An 18797-nucleotide genomic window follows, 5' to 3' on the forward strand; every position below is an offset into this window, starting at 1 on the left:
CGCTCAGTTCACCGGGATGGCGCGATCGAACAGTTCAAAGAAGTTGTTCCGAGTCTGCTCAGCGATCACTGCCGGCGCCACACCCTTGACCTCAGCCATGCAATGCGCCACTTCGACCACCCACTTCGGCTGATTACTCTTACCTCTGTAGGGCATGGGCGCCAGATACGGCGAATCGGTTTCGATCAACAGGTTTGACAGCGGCAGCGCCTTTACTGTCGCCCTGAGGTCGGCAGCATTCTTGAATGTAATGATGCCGGAAAAGGAAACGTAGAAGCCGAAGTCGACGGCTGCCTGAGCCATTTCGAGGGTATCCGTGAAGCAGTGCAATACGCCGCGGAGCCCCTGCCCCACATAGGCCTTCAGCAGCCTCAAGGTGTCCTCACGAGCTTCCCGACTGTGTACGATGACTGGCAGACCGAGTTCACATGCCGCAATGAGTTGGGTTTCGAAGCGATTGAGCTGATCCTGCCTGTTGCCCTGCCCTTTGAAGTAGTCCAGTCCGCACTCGCCAATCGCAACCACTTTCTCGCTGCTGCCCGCAAGCTGTATCAGCGTATCGACACTGGGGTCGATGCTGAACTCGTCTTCACCCAGTGGGTGCACGCCGACCGAGCACCAGACATCATCGTGAGCATCGGCCACGGCCCTGACCGCTTCAAAGTTATCGAGATCAATATCGACACAGAGAAAACCGTCGACGCCACGGCCACGTGCCTCTTCGAGCGCCGCAGCCAGGCGGCTTGCATAAATATCGGGTGTGGCGGCATCGCCCAGATCGAGACGGTCGAGATGGCAATGAGAATCTATGAACTTCAATGAGGAACCTTTCGTTGGCAACACGGAAAATAGGCAACACTGGAATCTGGTTTAGATTCAAAGTCTGCCCATTGACCGAAGCGAACGCAAGCGCTCTCTACATGGTGTGGGTCGGTCGGTCGCTCCCCAGCGCACCAGCGAGATAGGTTTCGATTTTGCCTTTGGCGATTTCATCGTCGCCGGTGAACTGTATACCGATGCCGGCAGCTTTGTTGCCCTGGGACCCTTTGGGCGTGAGCCAGACGACCTTGCCAGGGATAGGTATCTTGTCAGGCTCATCCATCAGCGACAGCAGGAGGAAGACCTCGTCACCATAGAGGTAGGTCTTGCTCGTGGGAATGAACAAGCCACCGCGCTTGATGAAGGGCATGTAGCTCGCATACAGTACGCCCTTATCCTTGATCGTGAGCGTCAAGATGCCGCTACGTCCGCCTGAAGGAATCATAAAATCTGTTCCGCGTCGTCAACTATTGAATATCGGTCTGACCATAGTCAGACTTTCAGAAGTATAGTCAAACTTGCGCTGAGAGCCACAGTCGGGCTGCTGCTGCTGAGCGGCTGTTCCCGCGAGGAGACAACGCCCCCAGTTGGCGCGGTCAGCTCGAGTGGCGACAAAGTGGTGATCATCAGTTCGCTCAAACCCTTCGCATTACTTATCGACGAGGTCTACGGCGATGTCGTCGAAAGCAGCTATCTGGTACCACCAGAGCAGTCGCCCCACCACGTGACCCTGAAACCGTCTGCGGTCAATCGCCTCAGAGGCGCTGACTTGGCCTTATGGGCGGGGCCAGAGCTCGAGAGCTTTCTGCCCAATCTGCTGGATCGGTTCGAGTTCAAAGCGCTTGGCGCCGAACCAGCGTCGATACCGCCAGACGGGGCCCGCTTTCAGCTCGCTGCGCTTACAGTTCTTCCGAGCCACCTGCTTGTCGAATACCAGGACGGGAAGGAAAACGCCGAAGACAAAGAGCAGCCTGAACAAGGCGGGCATAGCCATGCCCTCGGCAGCATCGACCCCCACTTCTGGTTGAGTCTGGACGCTGTCGAGGCCTTATTGATAGCACTTGAGCCAGTTATCGTGCGCTTGCACACAGGTAACGCGCATGCCGACCCAGCACGCGAGGCGCTGACCAGAGAAAAACTCAGCTCCGCACGAGAGAGATTCATAGATAAGCTGAGATCGTCGTTCCCCTTGCGCGGATCAGAGATCGTAGACAAATTTCCGCTGATTTATAGCTATCACCCCGCCTTCAACTATCTCCTGGCGGATCTTGGCATTCCTGATGAAGGCTATCTGACGAAGAATCCGGAATCGGGCGTGCCCCCGTCCGCAATTGCCGCATTCCTGGAAGCCGCATCGCAAAACGAAGTTTGTATGCTGGCCGAGCCACAGTACCGGCAACCGGTCGAGCGTCTGATGGCCCGATTAGCCGACGATGCGCATGCTCGGACAAGGACGGTTGTAGCAGACCCGCTAGGCGTGGAGGCTGCCAGTTTCTCTGAACTCTATGGCAATGTTCGTAAAGCGCTTAGAGCCTGCCTGGGCGCTGAACCTCTCACCACCCAGCCCGCTGCCTAGCGCCCTGTCGAATTGTCTGAGGCCGGCTCAGAGCTTCTGGACGGCGGCTGAGCGCTGGATAGCAGCTGCCAACCATAGCGATTGAAGAATTTGACTGCAGAGCTCAGGAACAGACGGATGTGCGTCAGGCCCTTGCGCCCCGCGCCACCACCGTAGTGACTGATACGCAGCGTTGGCAGAGCGACCACCCGCCCGAGCATGCCAGCCCGCAGCGACAGGTCGTAATCTTCGAAATACAGAAAGAAATCTTCCGCAAAACCGCCCAACTGCCTCCAGCATGAGGTCGGCAAGATCATGCAGCAGCCGCTGACCAGCAGCGGCTCGTAGGGTGTGCCGGCATCGCGCTCAGTATGCATTTCGTAAAAAGCACGGTCACGGCTGGCCGCCCGAACACCCAGGAACCGGCTCGCAAAGGTCAGTGCGCCGGGATACCGCTTGTGCAGGTATTGCGCCTGACCGGTCTCGGGATCTGAAGCATCGGGTGCGAGCAGCGCGACATCAGGCCGCTCCTGCAGGTAGAGGACTGCGTTCAGCAGCATATCTTCCGCCAGCAACACATCGGGGTTCAGTACGATGACATAATCGCTTGCCGAATCATTAAGCGCCAGGTTGTTGGCCGACCCGTAGCCAAGATTGGCACTGCTGTAGATGATCTCGAGGTGGACCCCAACATGTGCCAATACCGCCTTCAACTGAACCGAATAGCGCTGCAGATGGTCACCGGTGTTATCGACGATCGTAACAGTGAGCTGTGTATCGGGGAGAGAGGTCTGCAAATGTCGAAAGGCATCGGCAAGCGAGCTCAAGGTGCCGCTCAGACGGCCAATATCTGAAAAGAAACTCACGATGGCGACGTCGAGTCTGAGGCCATTGACCGCCCTCATCTCACTGGAGAGGTCGTTGACGCGGCTCCCTCTACTATTCGCCATCGTTGAGGATTTCCAGCACACCCCTACCGGGCTTCCAGTTTGACGGGTACTCCACACCACTGATGTCGACTTCCAGGTCGCCAAACAGCTTCTCCGCGAAGCCGAGCTTGTCGGCAATTCGCCTGGCAAGGCGACCAGGCAGCGCGTCATGAGCGAATGTCCTGCATTCCACGCCGAGCTGTGAACAGATGTATCGATACAGTGCTTCGGTGGAGTATGGGTGCGGATCTGCGACCAGAAGAATTTCCTCCTTGTTTTGCGAGCTGGCACACGCTTCTATCAAGGATACTAGGGTGGGCAGGTGAATCAAACTTTTACGGTTGCTTACGCCTTCGAGTGGCAGTGGCAAGCCTACGCGCGCAGCTATCTTCAGCAGACCCAGATTACCTTTGAAATCTGCGCCATACACCAGGGGAAAGCGCAGAATTGAGCACGCCATACCGGATTGACTGCAGTGGCGCAGCAGCGCAACTTCACCGGCGCGCTTGGAGCGCCCATACTCGGTATCGGGATCCGCAAGCGTGTAGCGGTCAATCTTACCGCAATCAGAGGGGAAAACCTTGATCGTGCTGAGCAGTATAAAGCGCTGAACATTATGTCTGGCGCACTGCGCTGCAAAGGCATCCACGCCCTCTGAATTGACCAGGTAGAAGGCTGGATCAGACTTGGCTGCATGGGCCGCCCCTGCGCAATGGATCACGACCTCCGCACCCTCAAGCCATGATTCATCGGAAGAGTCAGTGATCGCTGTCAGATCAGGTACTACGACAACATTCAGCGTGTTGGGATAACGGGCCACTTCATCCGTGAGCGTCTGGCTGGCCGCGCTGGTTCTGACCACGGCCGTGAGCTCGTGGCCAGCCAACAGGCAGGCGCGGACAACGGACCGGCCAATGAAGCCATTCGCGCCGGTAACAACAAGCTTCATTTCCGCGCCAGCATGCGCGCCCGCTGGGCGCGGTAGCCGAGCGATTTGAGCCTGTAGCGAACGAGGAGCGCCAGCAGGAAGACTGAGCCCAGGCCAGCCAGTGCCAGCTGGAGTTCGAGGTCCGGTCGCATGGTCGCGAGCAGACTCAGTGGCAGCAAGGCGATCAGGGTGACCAGGAAGTACAGTACACTGACAGCTGCATGCGAGCCCAGACGGTCAACCATCTGCTGATAAATATGATGCCGATGGGCAGTAGTAACGTTTTCGCCACGAACCAGGCGCAGAATGACAGTATGTCCTGCGTCGACCAGGAAGAGCATGAGCAGGAGTGGCAGCGAAGCCCAGCTGATCTCGGTCATCATCGGCAGCACGAGCGATAGGGCCGCAAACAGCCAGCCCAGGAAGGTGCTGCCGACATCACCCATAAACAGCGAGGCAGGCGCCCAGTTGAAAATCAGGAAGCCGAAAACACTCAGGGCAAGCCAGACGCCGGCCATCATCCAGCCGGTCTCACCTGTGAGATAAGCCAGCGCCGCGATACCGCCACCCATGATCACAGCCTGACCAGCCGCCAGGCCATCAATACCATCCATGAAGTTGTAGGCGCTGGTCACCCCGGTGAGCCAGAGGACACCGAGCGGGAAAACGAGCAGGCAGAACAGGACATCGATCTGGTGCAGTGGCTCCAGCGCCAGTAACATCCAGACAATGGAACCGAGTGCAATGACACCCTGCCCGAGGAATCGCAGGCGGGCAGACAATCCACGGAAGTCATCTGCCAGCCCCAGAGCAGCAACCAATCCGCCGCTGACGGCGAGAAGCGTAGCGAAATGCACCTGTAGCCAGAGCAATCCGAGCGAGATAAGCAATACGAAAAAAAGACCGCCACCACGTGGCGTCGGCACAACATGCGAAGACCGGCTGACGGGCGTATCGACGACAGCAAGTCGTCGCATTACAGCTCGACACGCCCAGGCCCCCAGAACAGAAATTATCAGCAACGCCGCAAGGACTATAGCCTTGTGATCATGGATCACATCAGTCAATTCAATCATGGGACCAATATATAAGAAGTGCGAAGTGATGTCCGACGCCGGTCAGGCTATTTTGACGACCTTTGCACCTGACTGAGTATCGGCCGGAAGGCTTAGAGGGCGTGTCGGCGTGTTTAGGCTCTGGTGCCAGACCAAATCGGCGCAGTCGCCGGCAGGCTCGTAACCGAGTGGTGCCAGTCTGAGCAAGCTGGTCATCGCCTCACAATCGAACTTGTCGCAGGCTCTGGTCACACGCCGCAGCAAATCCTGCACCTCCGCCCATTCCAGCGAAGGCTCTCTTACCGTGAGAATCCGCGGATGACGGGTTTGCTGACTGTCTTCGGTGATCAACAACTCTTCATACAGCTTTTCACCAGGACGAAGGCCGGTGTACACGATTTCGATGCCTTCAGCCGAGTCCACACCACGCACTTTATGACCCATCAGGCGAATCATCTTCATGGCGAACTGTGCGATATTGACCGGCTTGCCCATGTCGAGCAGAAACAGAGAACCTGACTCCAGCTCGGATCCCAGCGCGCCCGCCTGGATAACCAGACCTGCTGCTTCTGGAATCGTCATGAAATATCGGATGACATCCCGATGAGTGACCGTAACGGGGCCGCCGTTACGAATCTGTTCCCTGAAGAGAGGCACCACCGAGCCAGAGGAACCGAGAACGTTACCAAAGCGAACAATGGAAAACTTGGTCTGCGAATCGCGCTTGGCCATGCCCTGCAGCACCAGCTCGGCCAGCCGCTTTGATGCACCCATGACATTCACAGGACGCACAGCCTTGTCGGTGGAGACCAGCACGAATGAGTCGACGCCGGCCGCAAGCGCTGCTTCAGCGGCGTTGTAGGTGCCCAGCACATTGTTGCGCACACCCTCGATCATGTTCTGCTCGACGATGGGCACATGCTTGTAGGCTGCCGCATGGTATAGCGTCTGAACGCCGAAACTTGACACGATGGACTTCAGGCGCGCAGCCGACTGCACGGAACCGAGCACAGGAATCACTTCGATTCGAGAGTCCAGTTTGGCCTTCATGCCAGTGAGTTCGTGGCTGATCTTGTACAGTGCGTACTCGCAGATATCCAACAGTACGAGCTTCTTGGCACCCTGCTTGACGATCTGTCGGCAGAGCTCGGAACCGATGGATCCACCCGCGCCTGTGACCATTACGCATCGATCGGTAATCGGCATTGATACCAGCTCGGAAAGGCCTGGGACCGGGTCCCGACCGAGCAGGTCCTCGACTTCAATATCTCTCAGCTCCCCAATGCCATGATTCCGGTACACCAGATCTTCAAAGCTGGGAATAGTCTGCACTTTCAGACCGAAGGGCTCAAGAAAGAGCAATATTTCTGCCCTGCGTGCATGTGACGCCGAGCTGATGGCCAACAGAATGCGGCTTACCCCATGCTGCTCGACCAGTGTGCTGAGATTACGGGCCGGGTGTACCGAAAGCCCACTGATCGTGGTCTTCTGGATGGCACGGTTGTCGTCGATAAAGGCGACCGGTTCAAAAAGAGGCTGATGCTGCAGAGCTGTCAGAAGCTGATGGCCAGCGGAGCCGGCGCCGTAGATCACCACGCGTTCACGCTCGTAATTGTTCGCCTTGCCTGCGTTATAACGCATGATGATGGCGATAAGGCTGCGCAGGCCTATCCTGAAGCCGCCCACGAGCATGATCACCATCATGAAATAGATGATCGGGACAGATCGTGGAATGAAGGCATCGGTGGCAGACGTCATCATCAGCAGCATCAGCGACGAGAAGATAGCGCCGGAGATAACCGATGACAGAGCACGCTGGCTCAGGAAACGAACCATGGCCTTGTACAGACCCAGCAGTGCAAAACAACTGATGCTGGCAAAGATGGTTACCGCAAACGCGATGAAGTGCGCACGCGTCGGGTCAAAAAGAGATTCCAGCCTGAGACTATAGGCTGCTACGGTAGCCAGAAGAAGCAGCAGTGCGTCGATGAGGACGAGAATCACCTGCTTTGGCCGCCGGTCGAGGGTCAAAAGCGTATTAATCAATCCGTTCTGCTTCATGCAATCATTGTCCGCCTATCCATTGCTTAGCAGCTCCATTGGCCGAATATGGTCCGACAGCTTCTCTGAGGAGGTCGGGGCTCGAGCTAACTGGTCCACGCGGACGACTTGATGAAGCCGCGTCTGCCGATCGCAAATATACAACAGCATAGACCATGATCAGGCAACGGCAGCAGTTTTACAATGTGACAAACCCATACATCGCCCACCCTAGACCGAACTCACTACAGCGGTTCGGCTTGATGAGACGGACTAGGAAGCCCAACTGTTCACTGCCTCCTTCCCATACTTCTTGCGCCAGGCGTTAAGCGTCTTGTGATTACCACCACGAGTCTTCACCTCTTCACCAGTTTTCGGATTCCGATAGGTCTTCAGTGTTCTGGTGCTGCGCTTACGCTCGCCACCACTGTCTCCGGTGCCTGATTCGAGATTCCACATACGCAATACGTCGGTGGCAGAGAAGCCGTATTCATCCATGAGCGCAGATAATTTCTCCTTGAACTCATTGGCGCGTTGGACCGTTTCATTCTCCGAGAGCGCCGCCAGCTTCTTCTGTAATGCCTCTATGGCATTTTTTGTTTCAATATAATCCACAAACTTGCTCATTACATCGTCCTTCTTACATGTTGGCGTTATAAATAAACGGTGCCTATTATTAATGGAAGATCAGACGAGTGCAATTTAAATCTTGGAATCAGCTGCTGGTATCTGGGTACTTCTTATCTGCGCGTAATTCAGCACACCGACAAATATGCTCCCACCAATAAGGTTACCGGCCACTGCAGTTGCAATAAAAAATGCTGCCTGCTGAATTGTAAAATGTGGCGCAACAAGCAGTGCGGCAAACATTTCGACCGCACCTGCTATAGAATGATGTAGCCCGCCCAACCCAATGAGGAAGGTCACGATAAATATGGCGATGATATGACTGGTCGCGTCTGCGCTGGCCCGTAAAAGCCAGGCACCGATAGCCATTAGCCATCCCGCCAGTACAGCGCTGAGCAACAGATCCTTGAAAGGATAGCTTACGAGGTGATGTCCTATTGCTTCATAGCCAGCTGAAGCGCCAATGACTACATCTGAAGACGTAAGCAGCAAGGCGCCACTGAAGGCGCCAAGTAAATTACCGAGGATGACCGTAGCCCAGAGACGTAATAAACGTTTGGGGCTCGCTCGTTTATCGAGTACTGGATAAATTGCGGTGGCGGTATGTTCGGTAAACAACTGCGTGCCACTGAAAATACACAGGATAAATCCAAGCGGATAAACAAATGCCACAGCAACCCGGGAAACAAAGGGCATGTCGGCATCGGCGAGCCCGGAAACCACCAGGGCGACTGCCATAACAGTAAAAGACAGTATAAGGGCTGCAGCGAAGGATGATAGAAGAAGCGAAATAAAGGGCCTGTAAAGCTGCTCCTGGCCCTCTTCTATCGTACGTTCGAGTATATCATCAGGGTGTCTGGTAGATTCGTCTATCCGCTTGACGATGACATTGGTGTAGCGGATCTCTTCCCGCTCACGCTCAACTGTTCTTGAAGTTTTCTCTGGAATATCGTTCTTGTCGAGGAAGTCTGAATCAGACTGTGCCACCTGGTTCTCCCATGGCGGCACGTGCCGCCTATTGATTAACGATCAGGACTTCAACCCGTCGATTCTCCGACCGTCCGCGGCTATTTTCATTGCTTGCGATCGGGCGCTGCTCGCCGTACCCGACCGAGGTAAAGCGATTCGCTTCGAAACCACCAACTTCGCTGAGGAAGGCTGCAACCTTCGATGCTCTATTTTGAGATAGCCGCATATTGGAGTTACCGTCGCCGGAGCTGTCGGTGTGGCCGGACACGACGATTCGAGCGTTTTCGAAAGTCCTGATCGATTCGATGACCTTATTCAGCAGCGGAAAATTCACTGCCGCAATCTCACTGTTCCCTGGAGAAAAAACAAAGCCCTGAGCCCGGATCAATACGTCATTATCCTGGCGGTAGACCTCTGCTTCATCGATATCGAACAGTGATTGTACGAACGCGAACCTCGCCGCACGCGCCTGTTCGGCACTGCGTTCGGCCTCGGTTTCAGCTCGAACATCTTCGAGAACCAACTGTTGCGCCAGCACCAGATCAGCCAGTTTTCGATCGGCTTCATCGAGTTGGAGCTGCAAACGGTTCCGGTTTTGCACCAGCTGTTCAATCTGACTACGCAGCGCCGCGATCAACACCTTGTTGGCATCGTCAAAGTTGGGCGCATGAACCATCGGCTCGACCAGACGAGCCAGTTGTCCCTGATACCAGAGCACCTTGTCTTCTTCACTGAAGTCAGATGTCTGAAAAACCTGGATGATGTCCTTTATCCCCATTGCCCGGTTGATGTGGAACACTGCCCGCTGTGCATGATTCTCCGCTTTGATCTTGTTTCTGCGGTCTGCATCGAGGGTCGCGAGTGCCAGTTTGTGCTCCTCGCGCGCACGCTTCAGCGTCTGGGGCGCAAAGTCCTCAAGCGCCTCGCGTTCAGCCTGAGCCAGCGCTGTCTCGATTCTCGCCACGGTATCGGTCTTGAGTGCTTCGAGCTCCAGCGCTTCGAACAGGTCTATCAGCGTCTGCCGTCCAGCCTTGGCCTGCTCGAGACGCCCTTCTTCCGCGATGCGACTGAGTGAGATTAGCTCTGCTTCGGACTCCCTATAACTACTGGTCGCGTGCTCGGCCGCGCCGGCTGCCAGCGCTCGACGTCGAGTGCGGAGAATATCTTCAAAGATATCGGCAGTGACTTCCGCCTGGGCTCTGGCTTCACTGAGTGCTTTCAGCCCCTTGGTGGCCTGCTTCTGGGCGGCGTCGTCTGCGCGCTGAGCAAGCTTGTACGCCTCTTCATAGGCACTGGTCGCCTGCTCGTGAGTCGCCGGAGCCAACAGCTCAAGCTCTTCGCCATCCGCTGCCCTGAGCGCATCCCTGAGCTCCGTCACCAGTGGAAACTGGGTTTCGATAACGCTGTCGTCCAGCACCGCCTGTGAAGCACAGGCCGTGAGGAACAGCGACAGAGTAAGCGTAATGAAGTGGGGAAGGCGAAAAATCAGCAGGTCTGGCGACAGCGCCAAACCTGCGAACTGCGGATAGAAGAAACGCGCGCTCGGCATGTAGATTCCCTGTAGAGAATTACCAGACGCCTCAGGCGTTCTGGATAGGGGTGAACTGTTCTGCTGAACGCTCCTGCATGTGTGTCTGGAATTCGCCGACCACCTCTACGGCCTCAGTCACCTTGTCGAAGCGTGCAATGTGGTAGACCGCTTCGCCCTCATAGGCCAGAGGAAGATTCGTGCGCCCAATGACGACGCCGGAGTGCGGCGCCTTGATCAGCACCCCCTCATCGTCAAGGGGGCCGCAGATCATGCCAATGGTTTCATCCGCTCTGATGCGATCACCAAGAGAGCAGTATAGTGTAAGAAATCCACTTTCAGGGGCGCGTATCCAGGCGGATGAACGAGCCACGACAGGCTTGACTATTTTTCGTCCACGCTTGCGCATGGCAAGCATACCGAGAGACTCCATGACGCGCCGAACGCCGCGGACACCACCGGCGATGCTCTGCTCTTCATACCGCAGTGCTTCGCCAGCTTCATAGGTGATAATTGGGATACCGAGGTCTTCCCCGGTGCCACGCAGTGAGCCGTCCCGAATCGGAGCATTGACAATTACGGGCGCGCCAAACGCATGAGCCATTTCTTCGGCCTTGGGACTGGCAAGATGCACGCGGATCTGGGGAAGGTTGCTGCGATCTATTGCACCGGTGTGCAGGTCGATGGCATGTGTAGCCGACTGGAGGACTTTGGTATTGAAGATATGCGCAATACGGCCGGCCAGCGAGCCATCCTCACTGCCGGGAAAGCAGCGATTCAGGTCACGTCGGTCTGGGAGATAACGGGTGCGCTGGATGCAACCGAGCACGTTCACCACCGGTACGGCAATGAGGGTGCCCCGAACATTATTCAGCCAGCTGCTGTGTAACACACGTCGGACGATTTCGATGCCGTTGAGCTCATCGCCATGAATGGCGGCGCAGACCAGCAGACGCGGACCTGGCACCTTGCCGTGCACAACTGCAATCGGCACCGAAATGTCTTTTTGAGTGTAGAGCCCGCCTATCGCCAGATTGAATATCTTGCGCGTTCCGGGCGCTACCTCTTCATCGAGAAACTCGAAAGAATCTGCCTTCACCATCTATGATCTGTCTCCACTTGATTAAGTCAACGGAGCAGATCCACCTCAGTCCCTGGGCTTACGCGGTCCTTTGCGGGCCCCATCCTCACGGGAGAAACCAGGCTTGTCACGTCGTGGCGGCCGTCGACCAGAAGGTCCACCGTCATTACGACCACGAGGCTTGCGGAAGCCGCCGCCCAGTTCATCTGCAGGTACCTCACCATCGAACACGGTGATCCGCAATGGCTTTTGCCTGACACGGGTTTTCTGCAGCAGCTCGGTGACTTCGCCTGGCATTTCCGCCGGCAGATCTACTGTACTGAATGTATTATAGATCTGAATTCGACCTATGTAGCGTCCTTCTATGCCTGATTCGTTGGCGATGGCACCCACGAGCTCACCTGGTGCTACGCCATCCTGATGACCAACGGCCACTTTGTAACGCTGCATACCAGCTTCAGGACCTGCAGAATTCGACCGCGGCGGCCTGGGCGCCCGCTCCCGATCACTGTCATTACGGGCACGAGACGGCCTGGCATCCGCTCCACCAGTCCATTCCGGCTGGCTTCTCTCATGACGCTCCTCACGCTCGGGCTTCGGTCGCAGTGGACGATCTTTCTGTTGCAGATACGCCAGGGCGCCGGCGACTTCAACTTCTGTCAAGGTGCGCTCGCGACACAGTTCTTCGACAACCTGCTGAAAGAACGCGAGATCCTGCGATTCGATGGTTTCGAGAATTTCAGTCTTGAAGCGATCGATGCGTTGTGCGATCAGGTCATCGCGCGACGGCAGCTCCAGCGGTGGGATCTGCTGCCTGGTCGTACGCTCGATGGATCGTAGCATGTTGCGCTCACGGGGGGCGACGAACAGAATGGCTTTACCTTCACGCCCTGCCCGACCGGTACGGCCGATGCGATGGACGTAGGCTTCGTTATCGTAGGGAATGTCGTAGTTGATAACGTGACTGATGCGTTCAACATCAAGACCTCGCGCGGCGACGTCTGTTGCTACCAGGATGTCGAGACGACCTTCCTTGAGCTGCTCTACGGTGCGCTGGCGCTGAGCCTGCGCGATGTCGCCATTGAGCGCGGCGGCGTTGAAGCCTCTGGCGTTGAGCTTGTCGGCCAACTCCGTGGTCGCGGTTTTAGTTCGCACGAAGATAATCATGCCATCGAAGCGTTCGATCTCGAGAATGCGGGTCAGCGCATCCAGCTTCTGCATGCCGCGGACGAGCCAGAAGAACTGCTTGATGTTCTCGCCAGTAGTTGCCTTGCTCTCTATCCTGACTTCGACAGGCTTTTTAAGGTACTTTTCTGCCACGCGACGAATCGCCTGCGGCATGGTAGCGCTGAACAACACAACCTGACGCTCGGCCGGCGTCTTCTGCAAAATGGTCTCGACGTCGTCGATGAAGCCCATCCGCAACATTTCGTCAGCCTCGTCGAGCACCAGCGTTTTCAGATTGCTCAGGTCCAGACTGCGTCGCTCAAGGTGGTCAAGCAGACGGCCTGGTGTGCCAACAATGACGTGTGGGCCACGCTTCAGTGAGCGAAGCTGGGCCCGCATGTCCTGGCCACCATATAGCGGCAGGACATGGAACTTCCCGCCCATACCAGCGGAGTAAGTCTGAAAGGCCTCTGAGACCTGCAGCGCAAGTTCACGCGTCGGACACAGCACCAGCGCCTGAATATCGGCACTGCGTGTATCGATTTTTGCCAGAATCGGGAGCGCGAAGGCCGCCGTCTTACCGGTGCCCGTCTGAGCCATACCGACCACGTCATTGCCGCCGAGCAGCAGCGGAATGGTTTTGGCCTGAATAGGCGACGGCGTTTCATAGCCAAGCTTTGAAATTGTATCCAGCATGCTGGCTGGAAGGCCAAGGCTGAGGAAGTCCGGCTGTTGAGCCTGATCGTCAGCGATAGAAGCTTGTGTTGAAGACTGAGCGTCTTCGTTTTGTATAGACATTGTTTACCTATTGAGAAAATAACCAGCGAGTCACAAAGCAACCGGCAGGTAAGATTATGGACCCGCGCTTGCTGGTCCTGCAGCCAAATGTTGTACAGGATGTTCTGAAGGGATGAGCGCGTCTGGCCAGCTTCAGAGGGGCAGACATCGAAGCCGGCCGGGGGGAAGCGGGGTTATCGCAAGCTGGTAGCATCACCGTTACAGGGGCCTCCGAGCTTCAAATTAAGCCAATCAAAATCACCTGACAGAATCAGGCTGCGCAGTATACAGGTTTGTTCACACTTTAGACACAACTCTAGTGTGTGGGCCGCCTGAGTGGGCCGCCTGAGTGGGCCGCGTGACATGCCCAGGTCGGCAATCCGAGGCGGCTAGGGGCTGGTCCAGGTGTGGCGCAGACCGACTTGTCGCCTCGTACCGCTAACAGTTGGTCAGTCCTGCTGAATGGCCACAAGCGTTTCGGCCGGCGCTACGCGATCACCTTTCTTCGCGTAGACTTCGCTAACGGTGCCACTCACATCCGCCCTGATCTCGGTTTCCATCTTCATGGCTTCGATGATCAGCAGCGCCTGACCGGCGTCCACCTTGTCGCCCTTCTTCACCAGCACGTCGACCACATTACCCGGCATGGACGTTGCGATATGACCTGGCTTCCCTGCCTGCGGCCGCTGCTGACCGGTCTGCCCGGTTTCGGCTGTGTCGAAGGTTTCGATAATCACTTCCTCGGGCACGCCATCGACCGTCAGATAAATACGGCGCTGCGCCTTGCCTTTTGGCCCAAGACCAGTGATCGCCACGTCATACTGCTCGCCATGCAGCGCAATCTTGAATTCGCTCGACACTGCGGCGCCGACTTGCGAGGCACTGGCGACTGCTGGATCCAGCAGTACTTCAGGCTGCAGCGTGCCGGCCGCGCGCTGCTTCAGATATTCGCCGCCGAGGTCGGGGAACATCGCATAGATCAGAACATCGGTATCGGTCACTTCGGCCTTTCCGCCATCGGCAGAGAGCAGACTCTGGACCTTCGACTTCAATGTAGCCATTTCATCCTGCAGGTCATCCGCAGGTCTATGGGTGATGACCTCTTCATTACCGATAGCAGCCTTGAGCAGGTCCTGATCGACAGGCGCTGGTGTGCGGCCATAGCCGCCCTGAAGGTATCGCTTGACCTCATTGGTAACGGAAGCATAGCGCTTACCGCTCATGACATTCACGGCAGCCTGTGAGCCGACGATTTGCGAAGTTGGCGTGACCAGTGGTGGATAGCCCAGATCCTTGCGCACAGCTGGAATTTCGGTGAAGACATCGTCGATCTTGTCGAGCGCGCCCTGCTCCTTGAGCTGGTTGCTGAGGTTCGACATCATGCCGCCCGGCACCTGCGAGGTCAGCACTTCGGTATCTACGCCTGAATAATCGCTTTCGAACTGCGCATATTTCTTGCGCACATTACGCAGGTGCTTAGCCGCCGGCTTGAGCACGTCGAGATTAATACCAGTGTCGTAACCAGCGGCTTCCAAGGTTACGACCATGGTTTCTGTCGGCGTATGGCTGGTGCCCCCAGCCAAAGGAGACAGGGCCGTGTCGATGTGATCGATACCCGCTTCCACCGCCTTCATGAGACACATTGGCGCCATACCGGAGGTCGCGTGGGTATGCAGGAACAGCGGCACTTCTATGATCTTCTTGAGGCGTTCGACCAGCTCTGCGGTAGCTGAGGGCGTGAGCAGGCCAGCCATGTCCTTGATGGCCACCGAATCACTGCCCATATCAACGAGTGACCGCGCGAGATCCTCGAAGCGCTCCATAGTGTGCACAGGGCTCACGGTGTAACAGATCGTGCCCTGGGCGTGCTTGCCAGCGGCCTTGGTAGCTTCGATTGCCGTTCGCAGGTTACGTTCGTCATTGAGCGCGTCAAATATTCGGAAGACGTCGATACCGAGCTCGGCGCTCTTTTCGACAAAAGCGCGTACGACATCGTCGGCATAGTGTCTGTACCCCAGGAGGTTCTGTCCTCGCAGCAGCATCTGCAGTCGCGTGTCAGGCAAGGCCTTGCGCAGCGCGATGAGTCGCTCCCACGGGTCTTCCTTCAGAAAGCGTACGCAGGCATCAAAAGTCGCACCGCCCCAGACTTCGAGTGACCAATAGCCAGCTTTGTTCAGTGCTTCGCAGGCGGGCAACATGTCTTCTGTGCGAAGACGTGTCGCCAGCAGCGACTGATGGCCGTCGCGCAGTGCGACGTCCGTGATATGAATCTTTCTCGCCATGACCTGTCCTACCCTCTACTGGAGCTTGCTATTGGAGCTTGAAGCTGATTGATATGCTATTTGTTCTACCATGACTGTTGAGCGGCCAGTGCCGCTGCAATGACCGTGGCCACCTGGCTTGGCGTCTTCTTCAGACTGTACTCGGCCAGCTGCGGGTTCGCGGCAATGAAACCGGTGTTGAAATTCGTGGTCCTGAAATCAGGGTGCTGCAATATGTTTAGGTAGTACGGGATCGTCGTCCTGATACCAAACAATCTGATGTCGTTCAAAACCCGCTCCGAACGGCTCAGCAGACTCTCCCAGTCGGCTGCCCAGACGATGAGTTTGGCGCACATCGAATCATAATAGGGAGGCAGGGTGTATCCCGAGTAGATTGCCGTATCGGTTCGTGTGCCTGGCCCACCAGCGGCATAATAGCGGCTGATGGTGCCAAAGCTGGGCAGGAAGTTGTTCTGCGGGTCTTCAGCGTTGATGCGGAACTGTGCAGCGAAACCATTGATCTTGATATCCGACTGCTGCAGCCCCAGCGGCATGCCCGAGGCAATTTCGATCTGCTTCCTGACGATGTCCACGCCAGTGATTTCTTCGCTGATGGTATGCTCGACCTGGACGCGGGTATTCATCTCCATGAAGTAGAAGTCGTCCTTGTCATCAAGAAGAAATTCCACCGTTCCGGCGTTTGTGTAGTCGACTGCTTTGGCAGCCCTGACCGCAAGATCACCGATCATGTGCCGCTGTTCATCGTTCAACTGGGGCGAAGGCGCCAGCTCGATCAATTTCTGGTTGCGGCGCTGAATGGAGCAGTCGCGCTCATAGAGATGGACCACGTTGCCCATCTGATCACCAAGAATCTGCACTTCGATATGACGCGGATTGACGATGCACTTTTCCAGGAAGACTTCCGCCTTCCCGAACGCCTTGGTGGCCTCTGAAATGACTCTTTGATAATTATCACGAAGCTCACGTTCATTGTCGCAGCGCCGGATGCCTCGTCCGCCGCCACCGGAGGTCGCCTTGAGCATGATCGGATAGCCAATTGCGGCGGCCTGCCCTACCGCGTCTTCGACGTCGATGAGATTGCCTTTACTACCGGGTGTAACTGGAATACCCGCCGCTATCATGCTGCTCCGGGCTTCGGTCTTGTCGCCCATACGGGCGATCACGTCGGCAGTGGGCCCGATGAAGGTCACGCCACGCGATTCGCAGACGCTCGCAAACTCGGCGGATTCGGATAGGAAGCCATAGCCGGGATGGATGCCATCGCAGCCGGCGGCCACCGCAATATTCACCAGCTGGTGTGGATTGAGATAACCTGCCAGCGGATCACTGCCAAGCCCATAGGCTTCATCGGCCTTCTTGACATGCAGGGCGAAACGGTCAGCGTCGCTGTAGACCGCGACCGAAGGGATTCCGAGTTCACGGCAGGCACGGATGATCCGCACTGCAATTTCGCCCCGGTTGGCGATGAGTATCTTCTTCAGCATGTCGTCTGTCCAAGTGCTCTTCTGGATAAAGTCGGTTGATGGTCAGTCAATGTCAGCTTGCTTCGGTACTGTCTTGCGAACGGTTTTCGGTTTCGCAGGCTTCCTGGCAGACTTCGGCACCGGAATGATCTGCGGTGGCTTGCCCTGCAGAAATGACCCGCCTGAATCGACGATGAAACGACTACGCAGCGCGTTTCTGCCCACCAGCATCTGGAAGGCCATGTCGCCCCGCTCCGTGAGCGTCATTTCGCAGTCAAAACTGTGATCCCTGAAACGCATGTGAGTATGAATGACGTACCGCGTCTCTGTCTGCCCTCCGGAGTTGGTCACGTCGCGCACGTCTACCAATGGTGCCTGACAAAGCACCAGCGCGTGGCTGCGCCCCTGCACGGGACTGGTATGGAAGCGCGCATAGCGCATGCCGTCCTGCTCCACGATCTTGATGTGCATGGCATGCAGCGAACATGTCTTTGCACCGGTATCAATCTTGGCTTTGAGGTACCTGATACCGAGATCCGGCAACCCTACCCACTCGCGCCAACCTACTAGACCTTTCACCTGCCCTAGCCCTTACCGCGGGTCTTGGTGGTGGCCTTGTTGGATTCCATCACCTTTTCGAGATGCCGATAGATCATGGTGGCGACATCCTTACCGGACGCATTCTCTATGCCTTCAAGTCCTGGCGAGGAGTTGACTTCCATGATCTTGGGCCCGGACTCAGCGCGCAGCAGATCGACCCCAGCCACATTGAGTCCCATGACCTGAGCAGCCTTGAGCGCCGCCTGACGTTCCTTGGGCGTTATCTTGACCAGCGTTGCAGTACCCCCACGGTGCAGGTTCGACCGGAACTCTCCTGGTTGCGCCTGGCGCTTCATGGCAGCCACAACACGGTCACCAACGACGAAGCAGCGTATGTCGGCACCGCCAGCCTCCTTCACGTACTCCTGCACCAGTATATTGGCCTTCAGGCCCATAAAGGCTTCGATAACGCTCTCGGCAGCCTTCCTGGTTTCTGCCAGAACGACGCCAATACCCTGCGTACCTTCGAGCAGCTTGATAACCACCGGGGTGCCGCCGCACATCTGAAGGAGATCGTTGATATCGCCAGGCGCATGGGCAAACCCGCTGACAGGCAGACCGACCCCTTTTCGCGACAACAGCTGCAGAGAACGCAGCTTGTCGCGGGATCGTGTGATGGCAACAGATTCGTTCAGAGGGTAGACTCCCATCATCTCGAATTGTCGCAGCACAGCTGCGCCATAGAACGTGATCGATGCACCAATTCGCGGTATGACTGCATCAAAGCCTTCGAGCGGCTTGCCCGCATAGTGTATGGTCGGTTTGGCGGTGGCGATGTTCATGTAGCAGCGCAAGGTATCGACCACATGGACCTCATGCCCAAGTGCCTCGCCAGCTTCTACCAGGCGGCGGGTCGAATACAGCTTCTTGTTCCGGGACAGAACGGCTACTTTCATTATGAATTCCTTGGTTTTGTTTGTTCTGCAGGCGATCAGGCAACTGCGTCAGGCTTCTGCTCTTCAGCGCGCCGGACTGCA

Annotated in this window: 16 protein-coding genes; 1 reads left to right on the top strand and 15 read right to left on the bottom strand. The window is 56.6% G+C overall.

Annotation, left to right across the window (positions count from 1 at the left end; all coding sequences use genetic code 11):
* Positions 1 to 3 precede the first annotated feature (3 nt).
* Together ACH3PB_RS08525 and ACH3PB_RS08530 are read right to left on the bottom strand one after the other, a co-directional pair.
* Positions 4 to 819: a TatD family hydrolase gene (locus tag ACH3PB_RS08525; protein WP_416399037.1), complete on the bottom strand. Its 816-nt coding sequence runs from the start codon at positions 817 to 819 to the stop codon at positions 4 to 6.
* 97 nt (positions 820 to 916) lie between these two features.
* Positions 917 to 1264, bottom strand: coding sequence for a PilZ domain-containing protein (locus tag ACH3PB_RS08530; RefSeq protein ID WP_416399038.1), 348 nt, complete (start codon positions 1262 to 1264; stop codon positions 917 to 919).
* A gap of 171 nt (positions 1265 to 1435) precedes the next feature.
* Between ACH3PB_RS08530 and ACH3PB_RS08535 the strand changes: the two genes are divergently transcribed.
* A complete protein-coding gene (locus ACH3PB_RS08535) occupies positions 1436 to 2395 on the top strand; it encodes a metal ABC transporter solute-binding protein, Zn/Mn family (RefSeq protein ID WP_416399039.1) in 960 nt (319 codons plus the stop codon).
* On the opposite strand, the gene ACH3PB_RS08540 is transcribed toward ACH3PB_RS08535, so the two are convergent.
* The 13 genes from ACH3PB_RS08540 to rimK form a co-directional block, all read right to left on the bottom strand.
* Entirely contained in the window at positions 2392 to 3324 is a 933-nt protein-coding gene (locus ACH3PB_RS08540) for a glycosyltransferase (RefSeq protein ID WP_416399040.1), read from the bottom strand. The two genes, ACH3PB_RS08535 and ACH3PB_RS08540, sit on opposite strands and share 4 nt — an antisense overlap.
* Positions 3314 to 4252, bottom strand: a complete 939-nt coding sequence (locus ACH3PB_RS08545; RefSeq protein ID WP_416399041.1) for an NAD-dependent epimerase/dehydratase family protein — start codon at positions 4250 to 4252, stop codon at positions 3314 to 3316. Before ACH3PB_RS08545 ends, ACH3PB_RS08540 begins: the two co-directional genes overlap by 11 nt.
* A complete protein-coding gene (locus ACH3PB_RS08550; RefSeq protein ID WP_416399042.1) occupies positions 4249 to 5208 on the bottom strand; it encodes an MraY family glycosyltransferase in 960 nt (319 codons plus the stop codon). The genes ACH3PB_RS08545 and ACH3PB_RS08550 overlap by 4 nt, the downstream gene beginning before the upstream one ends.
* Before the next feature lie 141 nt (positions 5209 to 5349).
* Positions 5350 to 7332, bottom strand: a complete 1983-nt coding sequence (locus ACH3PB_RS08555; RefSeq protein ID WP_416399043.1) for a polysaccharide biosynthesis protein — start codon at positions 7330 to 7332, stop codon at positions 5350 to 5352.
* 267 nt (positions 7333 to 7599) lie between these two features.
* On the bottom strand, positions 7600 to 7953 hold the full coding sequence (locus ACH3PB_RS08560) for a histone-like nucleoid-structuring protein, MvaT/MvaU family (protein ID WP_416399044.1): 354 nt from the start codon (positions 7951 to 7953) through the stop codon (positions 7600 to 7602).
* 75 nt (positions 7954 to 8028) lie between these two features.
* Positions 8029 to 8940 carry a formate/nitrite transporter family protein gene (locus ACH3PB_RS08565; RefSeq protein WP_416399045.1) on the bottom strand — a complete coding sequence of 304 codons (912 nt, stop codon included), beginning with the start codon at positions 8938 to 8940 and terminating at the stop codon, positions 8029 to 8031.
* A gap of 28 nt (positions 8941 to 8968) precedes the next feature.
* Positions 8969 to 10471, bottom strand: a complete 1503-nt coding sequence (locus ACH3PB_RS08570; protein ID WP_416399046.1) for an OmpA family protein — start codon at positions 10469 to 10471, stop codon at positions 8969 to 8971.
* Positions 10472 to 10502: 31 nt separating this feature from the next.
* Positions 10503 to 11552, bottom strand: a complete 1050-nt coding sequence (locus tag ACH3PB_RS08575; RefSeq protein ID WP_416399047.1) for a succinylglutamate desuccinylase/aspartoacylase family protein — start codon at positions 11550 to 11552, stop codon at positions 10503 to 10505.
* 45 nt (positions 11553 to 11597) lie between these two features.
* Positions 11598 to 13496 carry a DEAD/DEAH box helicase gene (locus ACH3PB_RS08580; RefSeq protein ID WP_416399048.1) on the bottom strand — a complete coding sequence of 633 codons (1899 nt, stop codon included), beginning with the start codon at positions 13494 to 13496 and terminating at the stop codon, positions 11598 to 11600.
* 428 nt (positions 13497 to 13924) lie between these two features.
* Positions 13925 to 15757 (bottom strand): sodium-extruding oxaloacetate decarboxylase subunit alpha, encoded by a 1833-nt coding sequence (gene oadA / locus ACH3PB_RS08585; protein ID WP_416399049.1) that lies wholly within the window; start codon positions 15755 to 15757, stop codon positions 13925 to 13927.
* A 65-nt stretch (positions 15758 to 15822) separates the two neighbouring features.
* A complete protein-coding gene (locus tag ACH3PB_RS08590) occupies positions 15823 to 17241 on the bottom strand; it encodes an acetyl-CoA carboxylase biotin carboxylase subunit (protein ID WP_416399050.1) in 1419 nt (472 codons plus the stop codon).
* A 42-nt stretch (positions 17242 to 17283) separates the two neighbouring features.
* A complete protein-coding gene (locus ACH3PB_RS08595; RefSeq protein ID WP_416399051.1) occupies positions 17284 to 17799 on the bottom strand; it encodes an ATP-dependent zinc protease in 516 nt (171 codons plus the stop codon).
* A gap of 5 nt (positions 17800 to 17804) precedes the next feature.
* The gene (gene rimK / locus ACH3PB_RS08600) at positions 17805 to 18716 is read right to left on the bottom strand and encodes a 30S ribosomal protein S6--L-glutamate ligase (RefSeq protein WP_416399052.1); all 912 of its coding nucleotides are present in this window, start codon (positions 18714 to 18716) and stop codon (positions 17805 to 17807) included.
* Positions 18717 to 18797 lie beyond the last annotated feature (81 nt).

The sequence above is a fragment of the Allohahella sp. A8 genome, assembly GCF_047946665.1.
Taxonomy (GTDB): Bacteria; Pseudomonadota; Gammaproteobacteria; order Pseudomonadales; family Oleiphilaceae; genus Allohahella.